The organism is Flagellimonas marinaquae (assembly GCF_003992675.1).
GTDB lineage: Bacteria > Bacteroidota > Bacteroidia > Flavobacteriales > Flavobacteriaceae > Flagellimonas > Flagellimonas marinaquae.
The window spans coordinates 100178-116416 of the sequence record NZ_RZMZ01000002.1 but is presented as its reverse complement, the minus strand read 5'-3'; the positions used below and the strand labels follow the sequence as shown (position 1 = coordinate 116416).

General features: G+C 43.9%; 16 protein-coding genes. 5 read left to right on the top strand and 11 right to left on the bottom strand.

Features of this window, described 5'->3' with window-relative positions; genetic code table 11:
- Positions 1–16 precede the first annotated feature (16 nt).
- Complete coding sequence (locus tag EO130_RS00495) at positions 17–814, top strand: DNA/RNA non-specific endonuclease (protein ID WP_127139579.1); 798 nt, start codon at positions 17–19, stop codon at positions 812–814.
- Here EO130_RS00495 and rodA read toward each other — a convergent pair.
- From rodA to EO130_RS00460, 7 genes are all read right to left on the bottom strand, one after another.
- Positions 811–2094 (bottom strand): rod shape-determining protein RodA, encoded by a 1284-nt coding sequence (gene rodA / locus EO130_RS00490; protein WP_127139578.1) that lies wholly within the window; start codon positions 2092–2094, stop codon positions 811–813. The two genes, EO130_RS00495 and rodA, sit on opposite strands and share 4 nt — an antisense overlap.
- Entirely contained in the window at positions 2084–3952 is a 1869-nt protein-coding gene (locus EO130_RS00485; protein WP_127139577.1) for a peptidoglycan D,D-transpeptidase FtsI family protein, read from the bottom strand. The genes rodA and EO130_RS00485 overlap by 11 nt, the downstream gene beginning before the upstream one ends.
- Before the next feature lie 54 nt (positions 3953–4006).
- The gene (locus EO130_RS00480) at positions 4007–4513 is read right to left on the bottom strand and encodes a rod shape-determining protein MreD (protein WP_127139576.1); all 507 of its coding nucleotides are present in this window, start codon (positions 4511–4513) and stop codon (positions 4007–4009) included.
- A complete protein-coding gene (gene mreC / locus EO130_RS00475) occupies positions 4510–5322 on the bottom strand; it encodes a rod shape-determining protein MreC (protein WP_127139575.1) in 813 nt (270 codons plus the stop codon). The genes EO130_RS00480 and mreC overlap by 4 nt, the downstream gene beginning before the upstream one ends.
- Positions 5323–5387: 65 nt before the next feature.
- Positions 5388–6416, bottom strand: coding sequence for a rod shape-determining protein (locus tag EO130_RS00470; protein ID WP_127138234.1), 1029 nt, complete (start codon positions 6414–6416; stop codon positions 5388–5390).
- A 55-nt stretch (positions 6417–6471) separates the two neighbouring features.
- Positions 6472–8004 (bottom strand): bifunctional phosphoribosylaminoimidazolecarboxamide formyltransferase/IMP cyclohydrolase, encoded by a 1533-nt coding sequence (gene purH / locus EO130_RS00465; RefSeq protein WP_127139574.1) that lies wholly within the window; start codon positions 8002–8004, stop codon positions 6472–6474.
- A 91-nt stretch (positions 8005–8095) separates the two neighbouring features.
- Positions 8096–8548 carry a GAF domain-containing protein gene (locus tag EO130_RS00460; RefSeq protein WP_127139573.1) on the bottom strand — a complete coding sequence of 151 codons (453 nt, stop codon included), beginning with the start codon at positions 8546–8548 and terminating at the stop codon, positions 8096–8098.
- Positions 8549–8679: 131 nt separating this feature from the next.
- On the opposite strand from EO130_RS00460, the gene EO130_RS00455 reads away from it, so the two are divergent.
- The 4 genes from EO130_RS00455 to EO130_RS00440 all read left to right on the top strand — a co-directional run bounded on the left by EO130_RS00455 (position 8680) and on the right by EO130_RS00440 (position 12520).
- Entirely contained in the window at positions 8680–9090 is a 411-nt protein-coding gene (locus EO130_RS00455; protein ID WP_241244275.1) for an HYC_CC_PP family protein, read from the top strand.
- Between the two features lie 89 nt (positions 9091–9179).
- Complete coding sequence (locus EO130_RS00450; protein WP_127139572.1) at positions 9180–11414, top strand: TonB-dependent receptor; 2235 nt, start codon at positions 9180–9182, stop codon at positions 11412–11414.
- 18 nt (positions 11415–11432) lie between these two features.
- Positions 11433–11804, top strand: a complete 372-nt coding sequence (locus tag EO130_RS00445; protein WP_127139571.1) for a heavy-metal-associated domain-containing protein — start codon at positions 11433–11435, stop codon at positions 11802–11804.
- Positions 11804–12520 carry a heavy-metal-associated domain-containing protein gene (locus EO130_RS00440; protein WP_127139570.1) on the top strand — a complete coding sequence of 239 codons (717 nt, stop codon included), beginning with the start codon at positions 11804–11806 and terminating at the stop codon, positions 12518–12520. The genes EO130_RS00445 and EO130_RS00440 overlap by 1 nt, the downstream gene beginning before the upstream one ends.
- 287 nt (positions 12521–12807) lie before the next feature.
- Here the strand turns inward: EO130_RS00440 and groL are convergent, their stop codons facing one another.
- From groL to EO130_RS00420, 4 genes are all read right to left on the bottom strand, one after another.
- Positions 12808–14439, bottom strand: coding sequence for a chaperonin GroEL (gene groL, locus EO130_RS00435; protein ID WP_127139569.1), 1632 nt, complete (start codon positions 14437–14439; stop codon positions 12808–12810).
- Positions 14440–14563: 124 nt separating this feature from the next.
- Positions 14564–14842 (bottom strand): co-chaperone GroES, encoded by a 279-nt coding sequence (locus EO130_RS00430; protein WP_014032184.1) that lies wholly within the window; start codon positions 14840–14842, stop codon positions 14564–14566.
- A 147-nt stretch (positions 14843–14989) separates the two neighbouring features.
- Positions 14990–15352 carry a preprotein translocase subunit SecG gene (gene secG / locus EO130_RS00425; RefSeq protein ID WP_127139568.1) on the bottom strand — a complete coding sequence of 121 codons (363 nt, stop codon included), beginning with the start codon at positions 15350–15352 and terminating at the stop codon, positions 14990–14992.
- Positions 15349–16236, bottom strand: a complete 888-nt coding sequence (locus tag EO130_RS00420; protein ID WP_127139567.1) for a hypothetical protein — start codon at positions 16234–16236, stop codon at positions 15349–15351. Before EO130_RS00420 ends, secG begins: the two co-directional genes overlap by 4 nt.
- Between the last annotated feature and the right edge of the window lie 3 nt (positions 16237–16239).

Below are 16239 nucleotides of genomic sequence, written 5' to 3'. Positions count from 1 at the left end.
GGGACCTAAGCATCAAATGAGAAAAAGAACGATTTATACCCTACTTATGTTGGTTTGTATCGTGGGCTTTTGGTTGTTCGAAAACTTTTATACACCGGCGACCTATTCGGACCCAAACGCATCGAATACTGGCTGGATTTCCTCCGATTTTCTGCCAAGCTCCACAACAGGCGAGGTCGTACAACACTCGTACTATACACTTTCCTATAGCGAGCCGCATGAACAAGCGGAATGGGTGGCCTATGAACTCAAACGAGAGCATTTGACGTATGATGACAGGGAACGCCCTTATTTTATTGAAGACCCCAAAGTGAGAACAAAATCGGCCGATTGGCGCAATTATAGAGGGTCTGGTTACGACCGTGGACATTTGTGTCCGGCAGGCGATCGTCGCTTCTCCGAACAGGCCTACAATGAAACTTTTTATACCAGTAACATAAGCCCGCAGGACAGGGATTTTAATGCAGGTGTTTGGAACCGTTTGGAGCAAAAGGTTCGTTATTGGTGCAAAAAGTATGGTGATTTAATGGTGATTACTGGGGGAGTGCTGGAAAATGACCTTTTGGAGATAGGTGAAGAGGATGTGGATGTACCACGTTTTTACTACAAAATTGTGATGAAAGGGAAAGGTAGGAATGCCATGGTATTGGGGTTTCTGATTCCAGCACAGGAAAGTCAGAACTCCGTGGAACATTTTTTGGTACCCATTGACGAGATAGAGGAAAGAACAGGGATAGATTTTTTTGAAAAGCAGCCGCAAGACTGGCAGTCCAACATGGAGTCCCAAGTGAACGTTAGGGGTTGGAAGTTTTAAATGCCGTCCTTCAAACGGTTGGAGTCCAGTTTTAGGAAAATGAACAACAACATTGTAAAGAAAATCAATCCGGAACCACCATAACTAAAAAAGGGCAAGGGAACACCAATAGTGGGCAATAGCCCGATCACCATTCCAATATTGATAAAATAATGAAATACCAAAATGGAGATTACTCCATAACCGTACATGCGACTGAAGTCACTTTTCTGCCGCTCAGCAATATAGATCAACCGTAAAAAGAACAACGAGAACAGCAGGATAACGGTCGAAGTTCCCAAAAAACCCCACTCCTCGCCAACGGAGCTGAAGATATAATCGGTATGCTGCTCCGGCACAAAATCTCCCTTGGTTCGGGTGCCTTCCAAAAACCCCTTACCGGTGAAACCGCCTGATTCGATGGCTTTTTCGGATTGATAGGTATTATAGCCGATTGTTTTGCGAATCTCATCCAGTTTTTCCTCATCCTTTTCCAAGCTCAACCAAAGGGCAAAGCGGTCGCGGTGACGCTGTTCAAACACATTTTCAAAAACGAAATTCACGGATAGTGAAAAGAGTACAGAAACCGCTATGACGCCTAATACAGGCAGTATGGGAATCTTTACAGAAGCCTTTTTAAAGGTGTAAACCAAAAGGGTTAAAATAACTAGTCCAATAGCAACCCATACCGTGCCGAACATTAAGGTAGTGGCAAATAGGACCACGGCAAAAATGAGAATACCTAAATAATAAATGGGAAATCCTTCCCTAAAAAGGACAAAAAACAGCGAAAAATAGATCAGTGAACTCCCGGGATCGGGTTGGGGTAATATCAATAAAGCGGGCAACAAAATGATGACCAAAGCATAAATTTGGTGTTTTCCTGTACGGATGTCTGTTTGGATATCGCTCAAAAATTTAGCCAGTGCCAGTGAAGTACCAACTTTTGCCAACTCGGAGGGTTGTAGGTTAAAAAATCCAAGGTCATACCAAGAGGTTGCGCCTGCAATGGTTTTACCAAAGACGAAGAGTCCTAGCAACAACACTATGGAAACAATGTAAAAGATGGAAGAAAATCGTTCAAAGAATTGGGACTCCACGAAGAGAACGAACACAATTCCCAAGGCTGCCAGTCCAATGAAAAAGAGTTGTTTTCCATACAAAGTTGAAAAATCAAAAAGGGAAGTATCGGCTTCCCCAACAGAGGTGGAGTAGATATTGAGCCATCCGATAAATACCAAGAGGGCGTAGAGGATGACAGAGACCCAATCCAACCTTCCAAACGGCCCTCTACCAGACATACTCGTTTATTTCAAAGGGTTCGCCGCTGTAGGGCTTCGCATATTCGTGCTCCAATGTTTTGTCCAGCATACGCTTTTCCAAGTCTTTTCTGGTAATTTCTCCTTTGATGTATTTCTCTATCAACAAGGAAGCAATATGTCCAGCATAGCGAGCGCCATAGTATCCGTTTTCAATATATACTGCTAACGCAATTTGCGGGTTTTCCACTGGTGCGAAGGCCACAAATACCGAATGGTCCGTTAACTGCATGCGTTCACCATCGATACGAATATAATTTTCGACCGTACCTGTTTTTCCAGCAATATCGATTCCTGGAATTTTTAGCCATCTAGCGGTACCATAATTGTACACATTGGCCATGCCCTCGATTACAGGGTCAAAATGCTTTCTGTCGATTGTGGTGTAGCGGGGCTCGGTATATTTTGGGTCTATATCTCCCTTGTTACCGATACTTTTGATTACATGAGGGGTGTAGAAATAGCCTCGGTTGGCAATGGCTGCGGTCATATTGGCCAACTGAAGGGGCGTTGCTGCGATTTCACCTTGCCCAATGGAGTTGGAAATGATAGTGGAAGCGGCCCATCGGCCATCTCCGTACCATTTATCGTAATAGGCCACATCAGGAATTCTACCTGGCGCTCCAGTGGGTAGGTCGGTGCCCAAAAAATCGCCCAATCCAAAGCTTTTCATATGCTTTTCCCAAACAGACATTCCTTTGTCGGTGGTCTCGTATTTGTCGTATATCTTTCTGAAAACCCCAGCAAAATAGGCATTACAGGATTGATATATTCCAGAATTTAAGTCGCGGACGCCACCGCCGCAATGGCAGCCCCTCAAAGTGTTACCAACGTAAAACCCATGATAGCATCTAAAATTGGTATCTTCATCAATCACACCTTCTTGAAGACCGATCAGCGCATTCAGGGTCTTAAAAGGTGAACCTGGTGAAGGTTGTGCCAAAATGGAACGGTCCCAAGTGGGTTTGGCTATGGTATCGTAATGTAACTTGCTGTAGTTTTTGGAACGTTCGCGACCTACCAATAGGGCGGGGTCGTAGGCGGGTCCAGATATCATCGCCAATATTTCCCCGGATTTGGGCTCAATCGCCACAATACCTCCGCGCTTGCCATGCATCAATTTTTCCCCGTATTCTTGTAAGGTTTTGTCCAGGGTAATATGGATTTCCTTGCCCTGTTGTGGCAGCGTGTCCAATTTCCCATCTTTATACGGACCGATATCACGATTAAACCTGTCTTTTTGGATATGTTTTACACCTTTTTGCCCCCTAAGGATTTCCTCGTATTGTTGTTCAATGCCAGTTCGTCCTTTTAACTCACCAGCAACATAGTACGGGTTGTTCTTAAGGTCCCATTCGTTTACCTCGCTGATATAGCCCAGCACGTTTGCGGCACTTTTGGTATTGTAATAGCGCAACGACCTTTTTTGGATGTAAAAACCTGTAAAGTGACGCATTTTTTCCTGAAGCTTGGCATAATCCTCTTTGGAAAGTTGAGGTACCAAAACCGATGGAAGTCGAGGGGAGTACCTTCGGGCCTTTTCCATCTTGGAAAGGAACTCTGGTTTGTCAATACCTAGCAGAGTGCAAAATTCGAGGGTGTCAAGGGGTTTTACCTCCCTTGGTATCACCATGACATCGTATGCTGGTTGGTTGCCCACCAAAAGTTTACCGTTCCTATCGTAAATGTAGCCCCGTTCGGGATAGTCATATACTTTTTTAATGGCCGGGTCGTCCAATATTTGGTCCGGCGAAAAACGGAACAATTGCAAATAGGATAACCTGCCAATAAAGGTAAATCCTATGAGCACAATAATGGATGATAGCAATAATTTTTTCATGACCGATCTAAATTCTTGGACTTCAATACTTATCCAACGATAAAAACTACGTTTTTATTCGCTCTTTGGACTAAAAAGTGAGCTAAATAATACACAAAGTATTAAAGTTACCATGCCTGTGGCAAGAACTTTTTTCAAAATTAATAGGATATGGGCGATACTTAAAATTTCAAACGAAAAGAATATCAAATGATGGAGAATCACCAATAGGGTCAAAAAGGTGACCCGTTGCACTTTGGTGGTGTTCTTAAAGCTGAAACTCTGGAAATCATAGTTCACTCCAAAACAAAAGCGCATGATCGACGGTCGGGCATAGGCAATGGTAACGGAAGCCAGTGCATTGAGTGCCAAGGTATCGGAAAATATATCAATAGCCAGCCCTAATAAAAAAGCACTGAGCATAAAAATTGCCCTGTTGGTCTTGATGGGGTACCAATAAAAAAAGATAACGTACACGAAGGGATTGATGAACCCTAAAAAATTCAGGTTGTTGAAAATGAGCACCTGTGTGATGACCAGCAGCACAAAACGTAAGATATTTATGATAAGGGTACTGCTCATTCTATAGTCCTTGATTCCAGTTCCTCGATTTCTTCCTTGTCCCTGTTCTCTATGAGATACACATTTTTGATGTTGGCCATATCGGAAAACAGTTCAACATCGATGTTGTAAAAGCTTTGGGAAGCGTTCAAATCGTATTTTTTAATGGTTCCGATTGGTACGTTCTCCGGAAAAATGCTGGACATTCCTCCCGTAACAATGGTGTCGCCTACCACCACCGGAACCAATCTGGGGATATCGATAAGCTGAACCACCCTGTAATTTTTCGCGTCCCAAATCAAGGAGCCAAAGTACTCGGTGCCCTTGATTTTTGCGTTGATATTGGATTTGGTGTTGAGCACACTTTGCACGGTGGCAAAATTGTTCGAAACGTTTTCCACTATTCCCAAAATGCCATCAGTGGTGATTACCCCCATATCTTGGTGAACACCGTCACTTTCGCCCTTGTCAATCGTTACGTAGTTACGGGGGGAGGTAAAACTGTTTTTGATGAGCTTCGCATCCAAAACTTGGTAAACCGCGAGGGTGGAATCCAAGGGCTGAATGCTATCAAATTGTGCATTGAAGAGCATTTTTCGCAACCGTTGATTTTCCTCTACCAGTCTTTTGTTCTCCTTTGTTAAATTGAAATAGGAAGAAACATCGGCACCAGCGCCATAAATACTTCCAGATACCCATCGGGAAGAATTAAAGAACTTGGATTGATGATAGGAATGCGAGCGGATGGTCATCACCAAGGCGATAAACGCAAAAAACACATATAGGAATGTATTTCGGTAGCGTAAAACAAAATTGATGATGCGTTGCATGCAATCGTATCGTTAAGAAGGTTTTTCAACTCCTTGAAGGTAATAGAACCGTAAGGAATACGGCACTATTTTATCAAAATACTTTTATAGCGTTCCAAGTTTTTGAGCGCAATCCCTGTACCGCGAACAACAGCTCTCAAGGGGTCTTCGGCAATGTAAACGGGCAAATCGGTTTTCTGGGAAAGCCTTCTGTCCAATCCGCGGAGCATTGATCCACCGCCAGCTAAATAGATACCTGTATTGTATATGTCGGCAGCAAGTTCTGGTGGTGTTTGCGATAGCGTTTCCATAACGGCATCCTCAACACGCAGGATACTCTTGTCCAAAGCCTTGGCAATTTCCCGATACGAAACTTGTACCTGTTTGGGTTTTCCGGTCAAAAGATCGCGTCCTTGGATGGATTTATCTTCTGGAGGGGATTTTAGATCTTCCGTGGCGGAACCGATCTCTATTTTGATAGCCTCGGCGGTACTTTCACCCACATACAGGTTGTGTTGCGTTCGCATGTAGTAAATAATGTCGTTGGTGAACACATCGCCCGCAATTTTTACGGATTTGTCACAAACGATACCGCCAAGCGCAATCACCGCAATTTCGGTAGTACCACCACCAATGTCCACGATCATGTTTCCCTTGGGCTGCATAATATCGAGACCAATACCAATGGCCGCAGCCATGGGTTCGTGGATCAAATAGACTTCTTTCCCGTTTACTCGTTCGGCCGATTCGCGCACCGCCCGCATTTCCACTTCCGTAATACCCGAAGGAATACAAATGACCATCCTTAGGGCAGGAGGGAACCATTTTTTCTTAAGTGCCGGAATGTTTTTGATGAACATACTGATCATCTTTTCCGAGGCATCAAAGTCTGCGATTACCCCATCCTTCAACGGTCGAATGGTTTTGATGTTTTCATGGGTCTTCCCCTGCATCATATTGGCTTCGCGGCCTACCGCGATTATTTTCCCCGATACACGGTCCCTCGCTACAATGGAAGGACTGTCAACCACCACCTTGTCCAAGTGGATGATCAGGGTATTTGCAGTACCAAGGTCAATGGCTATTTCCTCGGTCATGAAATCAAAGAATCCCATACAAATCGTCTGTTTTTCGGATTAACGGTAAAAATTATCGGCTAAAGTACTAAAATTAATGTTTAAAATGCCTAGTACCAGTCATCACCATGGATAATCCATTTTCATTGCAATAATCAATGCTCAATTGGTCCTTGATGGAGCCTCCTGGTTGAATGACACTTTTGATGCCTGCCTTGTCCGCAATTTCCACGCAATCGGGGAATGGGAAGAAGGCATCACTGGCCATTACGGCCCCTTCCAAATCAAAATCAAAGGACTTCGCCTTATGTATAGCTTGGTTCAGCGCATCTACGCGTGAGGTCTGCCCTGTGCCGCTGGCGCAGAGTTGCCTGTTCTTGGCCAAAACAATGGTGTTGCTTTTGGTGTGCTTGCACAGTTTGGAAGCAAAGATCAAATCCTCGATTTCTTCAGCGGTAGGTTTTTTATCCGTTACCGGATTCAAATCTTCCTTGGAATCGGTTTTGGAGTCCTTATCCTGAACGAGAACTCCGTTCAAACACGTTCTGACCAAAGTTTCGGGCAATTCAATATCATTTTGGATCAAAATGATTCTGTTTTTCTTGCCTTTTAGGATTTTCAGTGCCTCATCAGAATAGCTGGGGGCAATGACCACCTCACAAAATAGTTCGTGGATTTCTTCGGCAGTCGCTTTATCGATTTCAACATTGGAAATCAAAATACCGCCAAAGGCGGATACCGGGTCACCGGCCAAAGCATCCACATAGGCTTGCTTGATAGTGCTACGAGTGGCCAAACCGCAAGCGTTGTTGTGTTTGAGGATGGCAAAAGTAGGGTCGTCATTCTTGAATTCGCCCATTAAATTTACCGCAGCATCCACATCCAAAAGATTATTATAGGATAGCTCCTTACCGTGCAGTTTGGTAAACATGGCATCAAAATCGCCAAAGAAGAACCCTTTTTGGTGTGGGTTTTCTCCGTAGCGTAATACTTGACCTTTGGTCTCACTAATTTTCAATACAGTCTCTTCTTTCTCCTTATTGAAGTAATTGAAGATGGCCGTGTCGTAATGGGATGAAATATTGAAGGCCTTTGTGGCAAAGCGTTTACGGTCTTCCAAAGTTGTGGTTCCGTTTCCTTCGGAAATCACATTCAAAAAGTCTTCGTAATCTTCCATGGACGATACGCAGAGTACATCCTTGAAGTTCTTGGCAGCAGCCCTGATCAGGGAAATACCGCCGATATCGATTTTTTCGATGATATCTTGTTCTGATGCACCACTGGCAACCGTTTTTTCAAAAGGGTAAAGGTCCACGATGACAATATCCAACTGCGGAATATCGAATTCCTTCATTTGGGACACATCACTTTCGTTGTCCTGCCTGTTCAAAATTCCCCCAAAAACCTTTGGATGCAATGTTTTTACGCGACCACCCAAAATGGAAGGGTAACTGGTCACGTCTTCAACAGGCACCACATCGATACCCAAATCACGGATGAATTTTTCGGTACCTCCTGTGGAATAAAGGGTTACACCGAGTTCGTCCAGTTTTTTAACAATAGGTTCCAGCCCGTCTTTGTGAAAAACGGAAATCAATGCAGCGGAGGCTTTTTTGGCAGTACTCATTTCTATCTTAAAAATCAATTTCTTAAGCGTACAAAAGTACTTGATTTAGCCCTAAAAAGCAGTACGGGTTATCAACAAATTCGGAGAAGTTTTACAGGATCTCCGCCACGTGTCGGTTGATGAATTCCAAAAAACGTTCATCCTCCTCTGTAAATGGGTCAGGGGTATTGGAATCGATATCGATTTGGCCCACATTCTTCCCATTTACAAATAGCGGGACCACAATCTCGGCCTTTACGGTGATGCTACAGGCGATGTAGTTGTCTTGAGCGGCCACATCGGGTACCACAAAGTTCTGATTGCTCACGGCTACCTGTCCGCAAATACCTTTGCCAAACGGGATAATGGTATGGTCGGTAGGAGCTCCCGCGTAGGGGCCCAATTTTAATTCTTCCTTGTCGCCGTTTCTAAAATAAAACCCCACCCAATCGTAATGGTCAACGCTGTTGCGCAAAAGTTCGCAGATGTCGCCTAAACGGGTATCCACGGATTTGGTCTCATCCGTAATGATTTCAAGCACTTTGGGTTCCAAGGATTGTAGCATAGGTGAATTTTTTTGCAAATGTATTGAATAGTGGATTTGTTCGACAAATTAAATGAAACTTACCCAGCAAAAGGAATAAACTTTTGTTAACTCAGATGCCCCAATTCAAGATTTTGTATTTTTGCATTGGAATGAAACAGGTTTTCCATCAAATAATGTCCGCTGTAATGGCCCTTATGGTCCTTGCCTCTACCGTTTCTTGGACGGTGGACAAGCATCTTTGTATGGGCCGGGTAATGGATATTTCCTTGTTTTTGCATGCCGATGACTGTGGGATGGAATCCGCAATGACTGCCATGGAGGATGATAACGTTCAAAATCCTTGCTGCGAAGATGAATCGTTTACCATAACCGGACAGGACAATCTCAAACTTTCTTGGAACGACTTTGATTGGGACCACCAAGTATTTTTGGTAACCTTTGCCCATTCCTACGCGGAGCTTTTCGTTCCGCTCAAGGAACGTCCGCTTCCCAATGAACAATACCCACCACCGAAACTGGTCAAGGACATCCAAGTGTTGGACCAGGTCTTTTTAATTTGATTATTTGAATTAGAACCGAACACCCGTCTCTTTTTTGATTCGGGCACCATCTTTTGCTAAAAGAATTCTAATTCAATTTTATCATTTTAATGAGAACAATTTTAATCATCATATGCTGTCTTCCATTTTTGGCAAGTGCCCAAGATACCGTGCAAGGTATGGTAATGGAAGCCAATCCCGATAATGAACATAGAGGCCTGCCAGGGGCCAATGTATACTGGCAAGATTCGCCCATAGGAACGATGACCAAGGAGGATGGGACATTTTCCATTCCCTATTCCAATAAGTACAATAAGTTAATCATCAGTTTTGTGGGATTTAAAACGGACACCTTGACGATTGACCAACCCAAAATGGTCCATCATTGGCTACAACCCTCAAATGCCTTGGATGAAGTGGTGGTGGAACAGAAAAAGGAGGCTGTTCAAAAAACCATCTTTTCAGCGCAAAATGTCGTTACCGTCAACAGTGCGGAACTTTTAAAGGCTGCCTGTTGCAACCTTTCTGAAAGTTTTGAGACCAATCCGGCCATCGATGTCAATTTTAATGATGCGCTTACAGGAACCAAACAGATTGAAATGTTGGGCCTTACCAGTCCTTATTTGTTGATTACGCAAGAAAACATTCCCATGGTACGCGGTGCATCGCAATCTTTTGGACTTACGTTTACCCCCGGAACCTGGGTGGAAAGCATCCAGATTACCAAGGGCGCGGGAAGCGTAATCAATGGCTACGAAAGCATTTCGGGGCAAATCAACACCGAGCTCCAGAAGCCCTTTACAGATGCTCCAGTTTTTGTGAACGGCTATGCCAATCTCAACGGACGTTTGGAACTGAACACACACCTGAACACTAAAGTGTCCGACAAATGGAGCACTGGCCTATACATTCACGGAAACCGCAGGGATTTTGAAGTCGATAATAATGACGACGATTTTCTGGATATGCCTTTGTCCAATCAGGTGAATGTGATGAACCGATGGCAATACCAAAACCCCGAAACGGGTTGGGTGAGTTTTTTGAACTTTCGCTACCTGAATGATGAAAAGCAGGTAGGGGAGTCGGGTTTCAATCCCGAAACTGATCGGTTTACCACCAACGCTTGGGGCAGTGAAATTGATACGGAGCGTTTTGATGGTTCCGTAAAGTTGGGCTATGTGTTTCCTGACATGCCCTTTCAGAGTTTTGGCTTTCAGGCATCCTATAGCCATCATGCCCAGAATTCGTACTATGGCTTCAATACGTATGATATTGATCATGAGAGCATCTATTCCAATCTTATGTTCAATTCGATCATTGGGAATACAAAGCACAAGTTCAAAACTGGGATTTCGTTTGCCTACGATGGCTATGATGAATTGGTAAACGGAACTATCTTTGCGCGGTCGGATAGATCGGCAGGCGCCTTTTTTGAGTACAGCTACACCAATCTGGAAAAATTAAGCCTTACCGCAGGGGCCCGTTTTGATACGCATAATCGCTTGGGTAACTTTTTCACCCCTCGAATCCATCTGCGCTACACCCCTTGGGAAAATGGAAGTTTTCGTGGCTCTTTTGGCCTGGGGAGGAGAGCGGCCAATATTTTTGCCGAGAACCAACGCATGTTCGCTTCATCCAGAACCATACAGTTAAATGGAAACGCTGGGAATGTATATGGGTTTGATCCCGAGAAAGCAGTGAATTATGGATTGAGCTTTATTCAAAAATTCCGTTTGTTCGATAGACCTGGGGATTTCAGTATCGACTTTTACCGCACCGACTTTGAAAACCAGATCGTAGTGGATTGGGAAAATCCGAGGGAGGTCACTTTTTCCAATCTTGAAGGTGAAAGCTATGCCAACAGCCTACAGGTGGAACTGAACCATGCCGTTTTGCCCAATGTGGAAGTACGGACGGCCTATAAATTTTACGATGTAAAAACCGACTATCAAACAGGGCTGTTGCAAAAACCATTACAGGCGCGGCATCGTTTTTTTACCAATGTCGGCTATAATACAAAGCCCAAGGAAAACGGGGCACAATGGAGGTTCGATTATACCTTTAATTTATTGGGGGAACAGCGATTGCCGAGTACCGCCGCCAATCCTGCGCAATATCAATTGGGCGAATTTGCCGATGGCTATAGTTTGATGAACGCCCAAGTGACCAAGGTGTTCTCGGATAAGTTTGAAGTGTATGTTGGGGGTGAGAATTTGACTAATTTTAGGCAATACAACGCCGTGCTGGGTGCAGATGACCCTTTTGGCGAATTTTTTGATACGACCATTGTGTACGCACCAATTTTTGGAAGAATGCTCTACATGGGCTTTAGATTTAAAATGTAACCTTATAAAATGTATATCATGATAAAAAGAATAACAGTAATCGCAATTATGCTGGTTTCCGTGATGGGAATGGCACAGGACAAAAACAAGAAAATGACTTTTGAAGTCGATGGTAAATGTGAAATGTGCAAAATGCGCATCGAAAAGGCGGCTTTGGGAGTTGCTGGGGTGAAGTATGCTTCTTGGGACATCCCTACACATCAATTGTCCTTGGTCATGGATGAAAGAAAGACAAATTCCATGCAAATCAAATCTGCTATCGCTGCCGTTGGACACGACACCAAGGAACTAAAGGCAACAGAAGAGGCATACAATGCCGTGCACCCCTGTTGCAAGTATAGGGAAGACAATTCGGATGATAGCAATTCCCATAAAAAGGATAACGACTAATGGAACACACCTATTCCATAACGGGAATGACCTGTAGTGGTTGCGCTGCATCGGTCGAGGAACAGCTTTCCAAGGTCTCGGGTGTGCAGAAGGTGGATGTGGATTTGGAAAATGCCAAAGCCAGCATTGTCATGGAGCAGCATGTGCCCTTGCAACATTTAAAAGATGCATTGTCCCAGAAATATGGTATTTCTTTTAAGGAAGACCATACGGTTTCCAACAGTATGCCTGCCGAAGAATCGAAATGGGATCAATTAAAGCCATTGTTCCTGATATTTGGTTACTTGTTCGTTGCCGCATTCTTGCTCAACTATAAAAACTGGAGCACCACCAATGCCATGCTGGATTTTATGGGGCTTTTTTATATCGTTTTCAGCTTTTTTAAGTTGTTGGACCTTAAGGGCTTTCCCGAAAGTTTTAGAATGTACGACCCTTTGGCAAAGGCTGTGCCGTTCTATGGTAAGGTCTACCCATTTATAGAACTGGCTTTGGGCCTACTTTTTTTGATGCGCTTCCAGATTCAGTTGGCATTGATAGTGACCTTGGTCATTTTGGGGATAACTACCTATGGGGTGACCAAATCGTTGTTGGACAAAAAAAGCATCCGATGCGCCTGTTTGGGAACCGCTTTGAACCTCCCCATGACAGAGGCTACCTTTATTGAGAATGCCATCATGTTGGTGATGGCACTCATCATGCTGTTTCAGATGGGGTAGTATTCGTTGTTTTGGTTAATTTTTAGCCAAATACGATTTACGGATTCAATTCTGAAATACATTTACATCAGTTTTTAATTTATTGACTGATGAAACAAACAAAGTCAAACGGAAAGTCTTCTCCTGCTAAAGCTGTAAAGCCTGTATTGAAGAAGACTGCCCAAGCTACTGGAAAAAAGAAGTAACTTGGTTTTGGTTCTCACAAAGGACCTTATAACAGAACAAAAAAGAAAACGCCCCGATGCAAATCGGGGCGTTCCTATTTTTAATCCGAATAAGATTGTTTATTACATCATGCCTGGCATTCCACCGCCGCCCATTGGAGGCATGGCTGGGGCATCTTCCTTAATATCGGTCAACGCACACTCGGTGGTCAAGATCATTCCAGCTACGGATGCAGCGTTTTCCAAAGCAATACGTGTCACTTTCTTGGGATCGATGATTCCAGTTTTAAGCATGTCCACATATTGATCGGATTTGGCATCGTAACCAAAGTCTTTTTTGCCTTCCAATACTTTGGCGATAACCACGGAACCTTCACCACCAGCATTCTCCACAATGGTACGCAATGGAGATTCGATGGCTTTGGCCACGATTTGTACACCTGTGGTCTCGTCCAATGATTCGGTTGCCAATTTTTCAAGCATTTTTTTGGCTCTTACCAAGGCAACACCACCACCGGCAACAATACCTTCCTCAACGGCTGCACGGGTTGCATGCAGGGCATCGTCCACACGGTCTTTCTTCTCTTTCATTTCCACTTCGGAGGCTGCGCCTACATAAAGTACGGCAACACCACCGGCCAATTTGGCCAAACGCTCTTGAAGTTTTTCCTTGTCGTAATCGGAAGTGGTTGTCTCAATTTGAGCTTTGATTTGGTTCACTCTCGCTTTGATGTCGGAAGCATTTCCGCTACCGTTCACGATTGTGGTGTTGTCCTTATCAATGGTTACAGTTTCAGCGGTACCCAACATATCCAAAGAAGCATTTTCCAAAGAGAATCCTCTTTCTTCGGAGATTACGGTACCTCCTGTCAGGATGGCGATGTCTTCCAACATGGCCTTTCTTCTGTCACCAAAACCAGGTGCTTTTACTGCGGCGATCTTAAGTCCACCTCTCAATTTGTTCACTACCAAAGTTGCAAGGGCTTGGCCTTCCACGTCTTCGGCAATGATCAAAAGCGGTCTTCCAGATTGCGCTACAGGCTCAAGAATAGGAAGGATTTCCTGAAGATTGGAGATTTTCTTGTCGAAAAGAAGAATGTATGGGTTCTCCAAATCGGCAATCATTTTGTCGGTGTCGGTAACAAAGTAAGGAGAAAGGTATCCTCGGTCAAATTGCATACCTTCCACTACATCAACGTAAGTGTCGGTACCTTTGGCTTCTTCCACAGTGATTACCCCTTCTTTTCCAACTTTTGTGAATGCTTTGGCGATCAAGTCACCAATGGCGTCGTCGTTGTTGGCAGAGATAGAGGCAACCTGCTTGATTTTGTCAGAGTCGTTACCTACTTTTTTGGCTTGTTTTTCCAAATCGGCTACCAAAGCCTCAACGGCTTTGTCGATTCCACGTTTAAGATCCATTGGATTGGCACCTGCGGCCACGTTTTTAAGACCTTCTTTCACGATGGCCTGGGCCAATACGGTCGCTGTAGTAGTACCGTCACCGGCTTGATCGTTGGTTTTGGAAGCAACTTCCTTCACCATTTGGGCACCCATATCTTCAAGGGCGTCCTCCAATTCGATTTCTTTTGCAACGGAAACACCATCTTTGGTTACTTGTGGCGCTCCAAAGGACTTGCTGATGATTACGTTTCTACCTTTTGGTCCCAAGGTCACCTTTACGGCCTCGGCCAATTTGTCAACGCCTCGCTTCAGTCCGTCACGTGCATCGATGTCAAACTTAATATCTTTTGCCATTTTTGATTCTTGTTTTGTCATTCCTGTTCTTCGGCTATGCTCAGCATAAACTTAGACAGGAATCTATTAGTTAAACTTCTTTAATAATTGGATGGATTCCCGCTTTTGCGGGAATGACATGTAGTTAGACTATTGCCAAAATATCGCTTTCGCGCATCATCAAATAGTCGGTGCCATCGAACTTGAGCTCGGTACCGGCATATTTTCCATATAGAACGGTATCACCTACTTTGACGGTAACTTTTTCGTCCTTTGTTCCAGGTCCAACAGCTACAACAGTTCCTTTTTGTGGTTTCTCCTTAGCGTTGTCCGGGATGATGATACCGGAGGCAGTTTTGGTCTCGGCCTGTAGCGGCTCGATCAGCACCCTGTCTGCCAATGGTTTGATATTTACTTTAGCCATATTTTAAATGATTTAGATGTTTGTTTTAAAAATTCTTCAAGTAAAATGACAGAAATTGTGCCAATGCACGAAAACTGACATTCTGGAAAACAAAAATGCCAGCTTGTCATTTCAAGCTGGCATTTTTCTATGCTTTGTCATTGTGAACTATCCAATGGTGTCCACTGGACTAGTCGTGTCGGCCGGTGGAAGTTGTTCAGGTACTTCCTCTGGAACCGTTTCTGGTATTTCGGTATCGTCGCCTTGAAGTAGTTTGGAATCTGCTTGACTGTAGTTTCCTTTTAGGGAAACGTTGGAAAGCAGTATCAAAACGATTAATAAGGTGGCCAAGGTCCAAGTACTTTTGTCCAAAAAGTCCCCTGTCTTCTTAACGCCGCCAACAACTTGGTTGCCTCCTCCTCCAAAAGATGAGGACAAACCACCTCCTTTAGGGTTTTGGACCATAATGACCAAGACCAACAAAAGGCACACGATAATAATCAGTACCAAAAAAATTGCAAACGTGCTCATTTCTTATCTTTTTCTTGCTGCAGTTTCTTCACTGCCTGAATTTGATCTGCAAAGAAACCACTTTTTTCTGGATATTTCAAACTCAATATTTTAAACGCTTGAATGGCTTTTTTGTACTTTTTTTGCTCAAGGTACACCTTGGCCAACGTCTCTGTCATCAACTCATTTTGGTTGATTTTGGTGGACTCCTTTATATTGACTTTGGGATTGTTTTCCTTTGGAACTATTTTGGGATTGGTGGCAATGAACTTTTCCAAAAGCTCAAACTTTTTTTTGCGTTCCAGTTCTTCCATCACCTCTTCTTGACTGTTCTCGGGTTCTTCCCCTTTGGAAGTCAATTGAAGCCATTCGGTAAAGGAATGTTTTTCCCTTTTGGTAAAGGGCAAGGGCTTGCCCAGTTGTAGGTCGGTTTCCTTTGGGTGTTCTGTTTCCTTTTCCTTAGAAGGTTCGGGCTTTCGGGACTCGAACAGTTCGGGGTTGAGGATTTGCTCCGCATCACCCAAGTTTTGTGGCAAAGCTGCCTCCTCGGATTCCGTAAGCATACTGGTGGCATTGGGGTTGGGCTGAATCTCCTCGGAAACAGCTTCTTGATCTTCCAATTTGGCGCCTCTGCCGGCAATGGTATCGGCAATGTTGTTCTGAATGAATTCCTTGGAAGTGATGTAATCAAAAAGCACATCCCGGTCCGCAGTGTGCGCGGCAGTTACCTTTAAGGCATTGTTGTACTTGTAGCTATCCAGATTTTTGAGTCCCTTTAAATGCAGTGCCCTAGCAGCCTGAAAATACGGGTATTCCTCAATAATATCCTCCAATTCCCTCGTCTGTTTTGGCGAGAGTATGGTGTTTGCATTCTGGAGGATATGTATAAAATCTGAAACGTTCATATA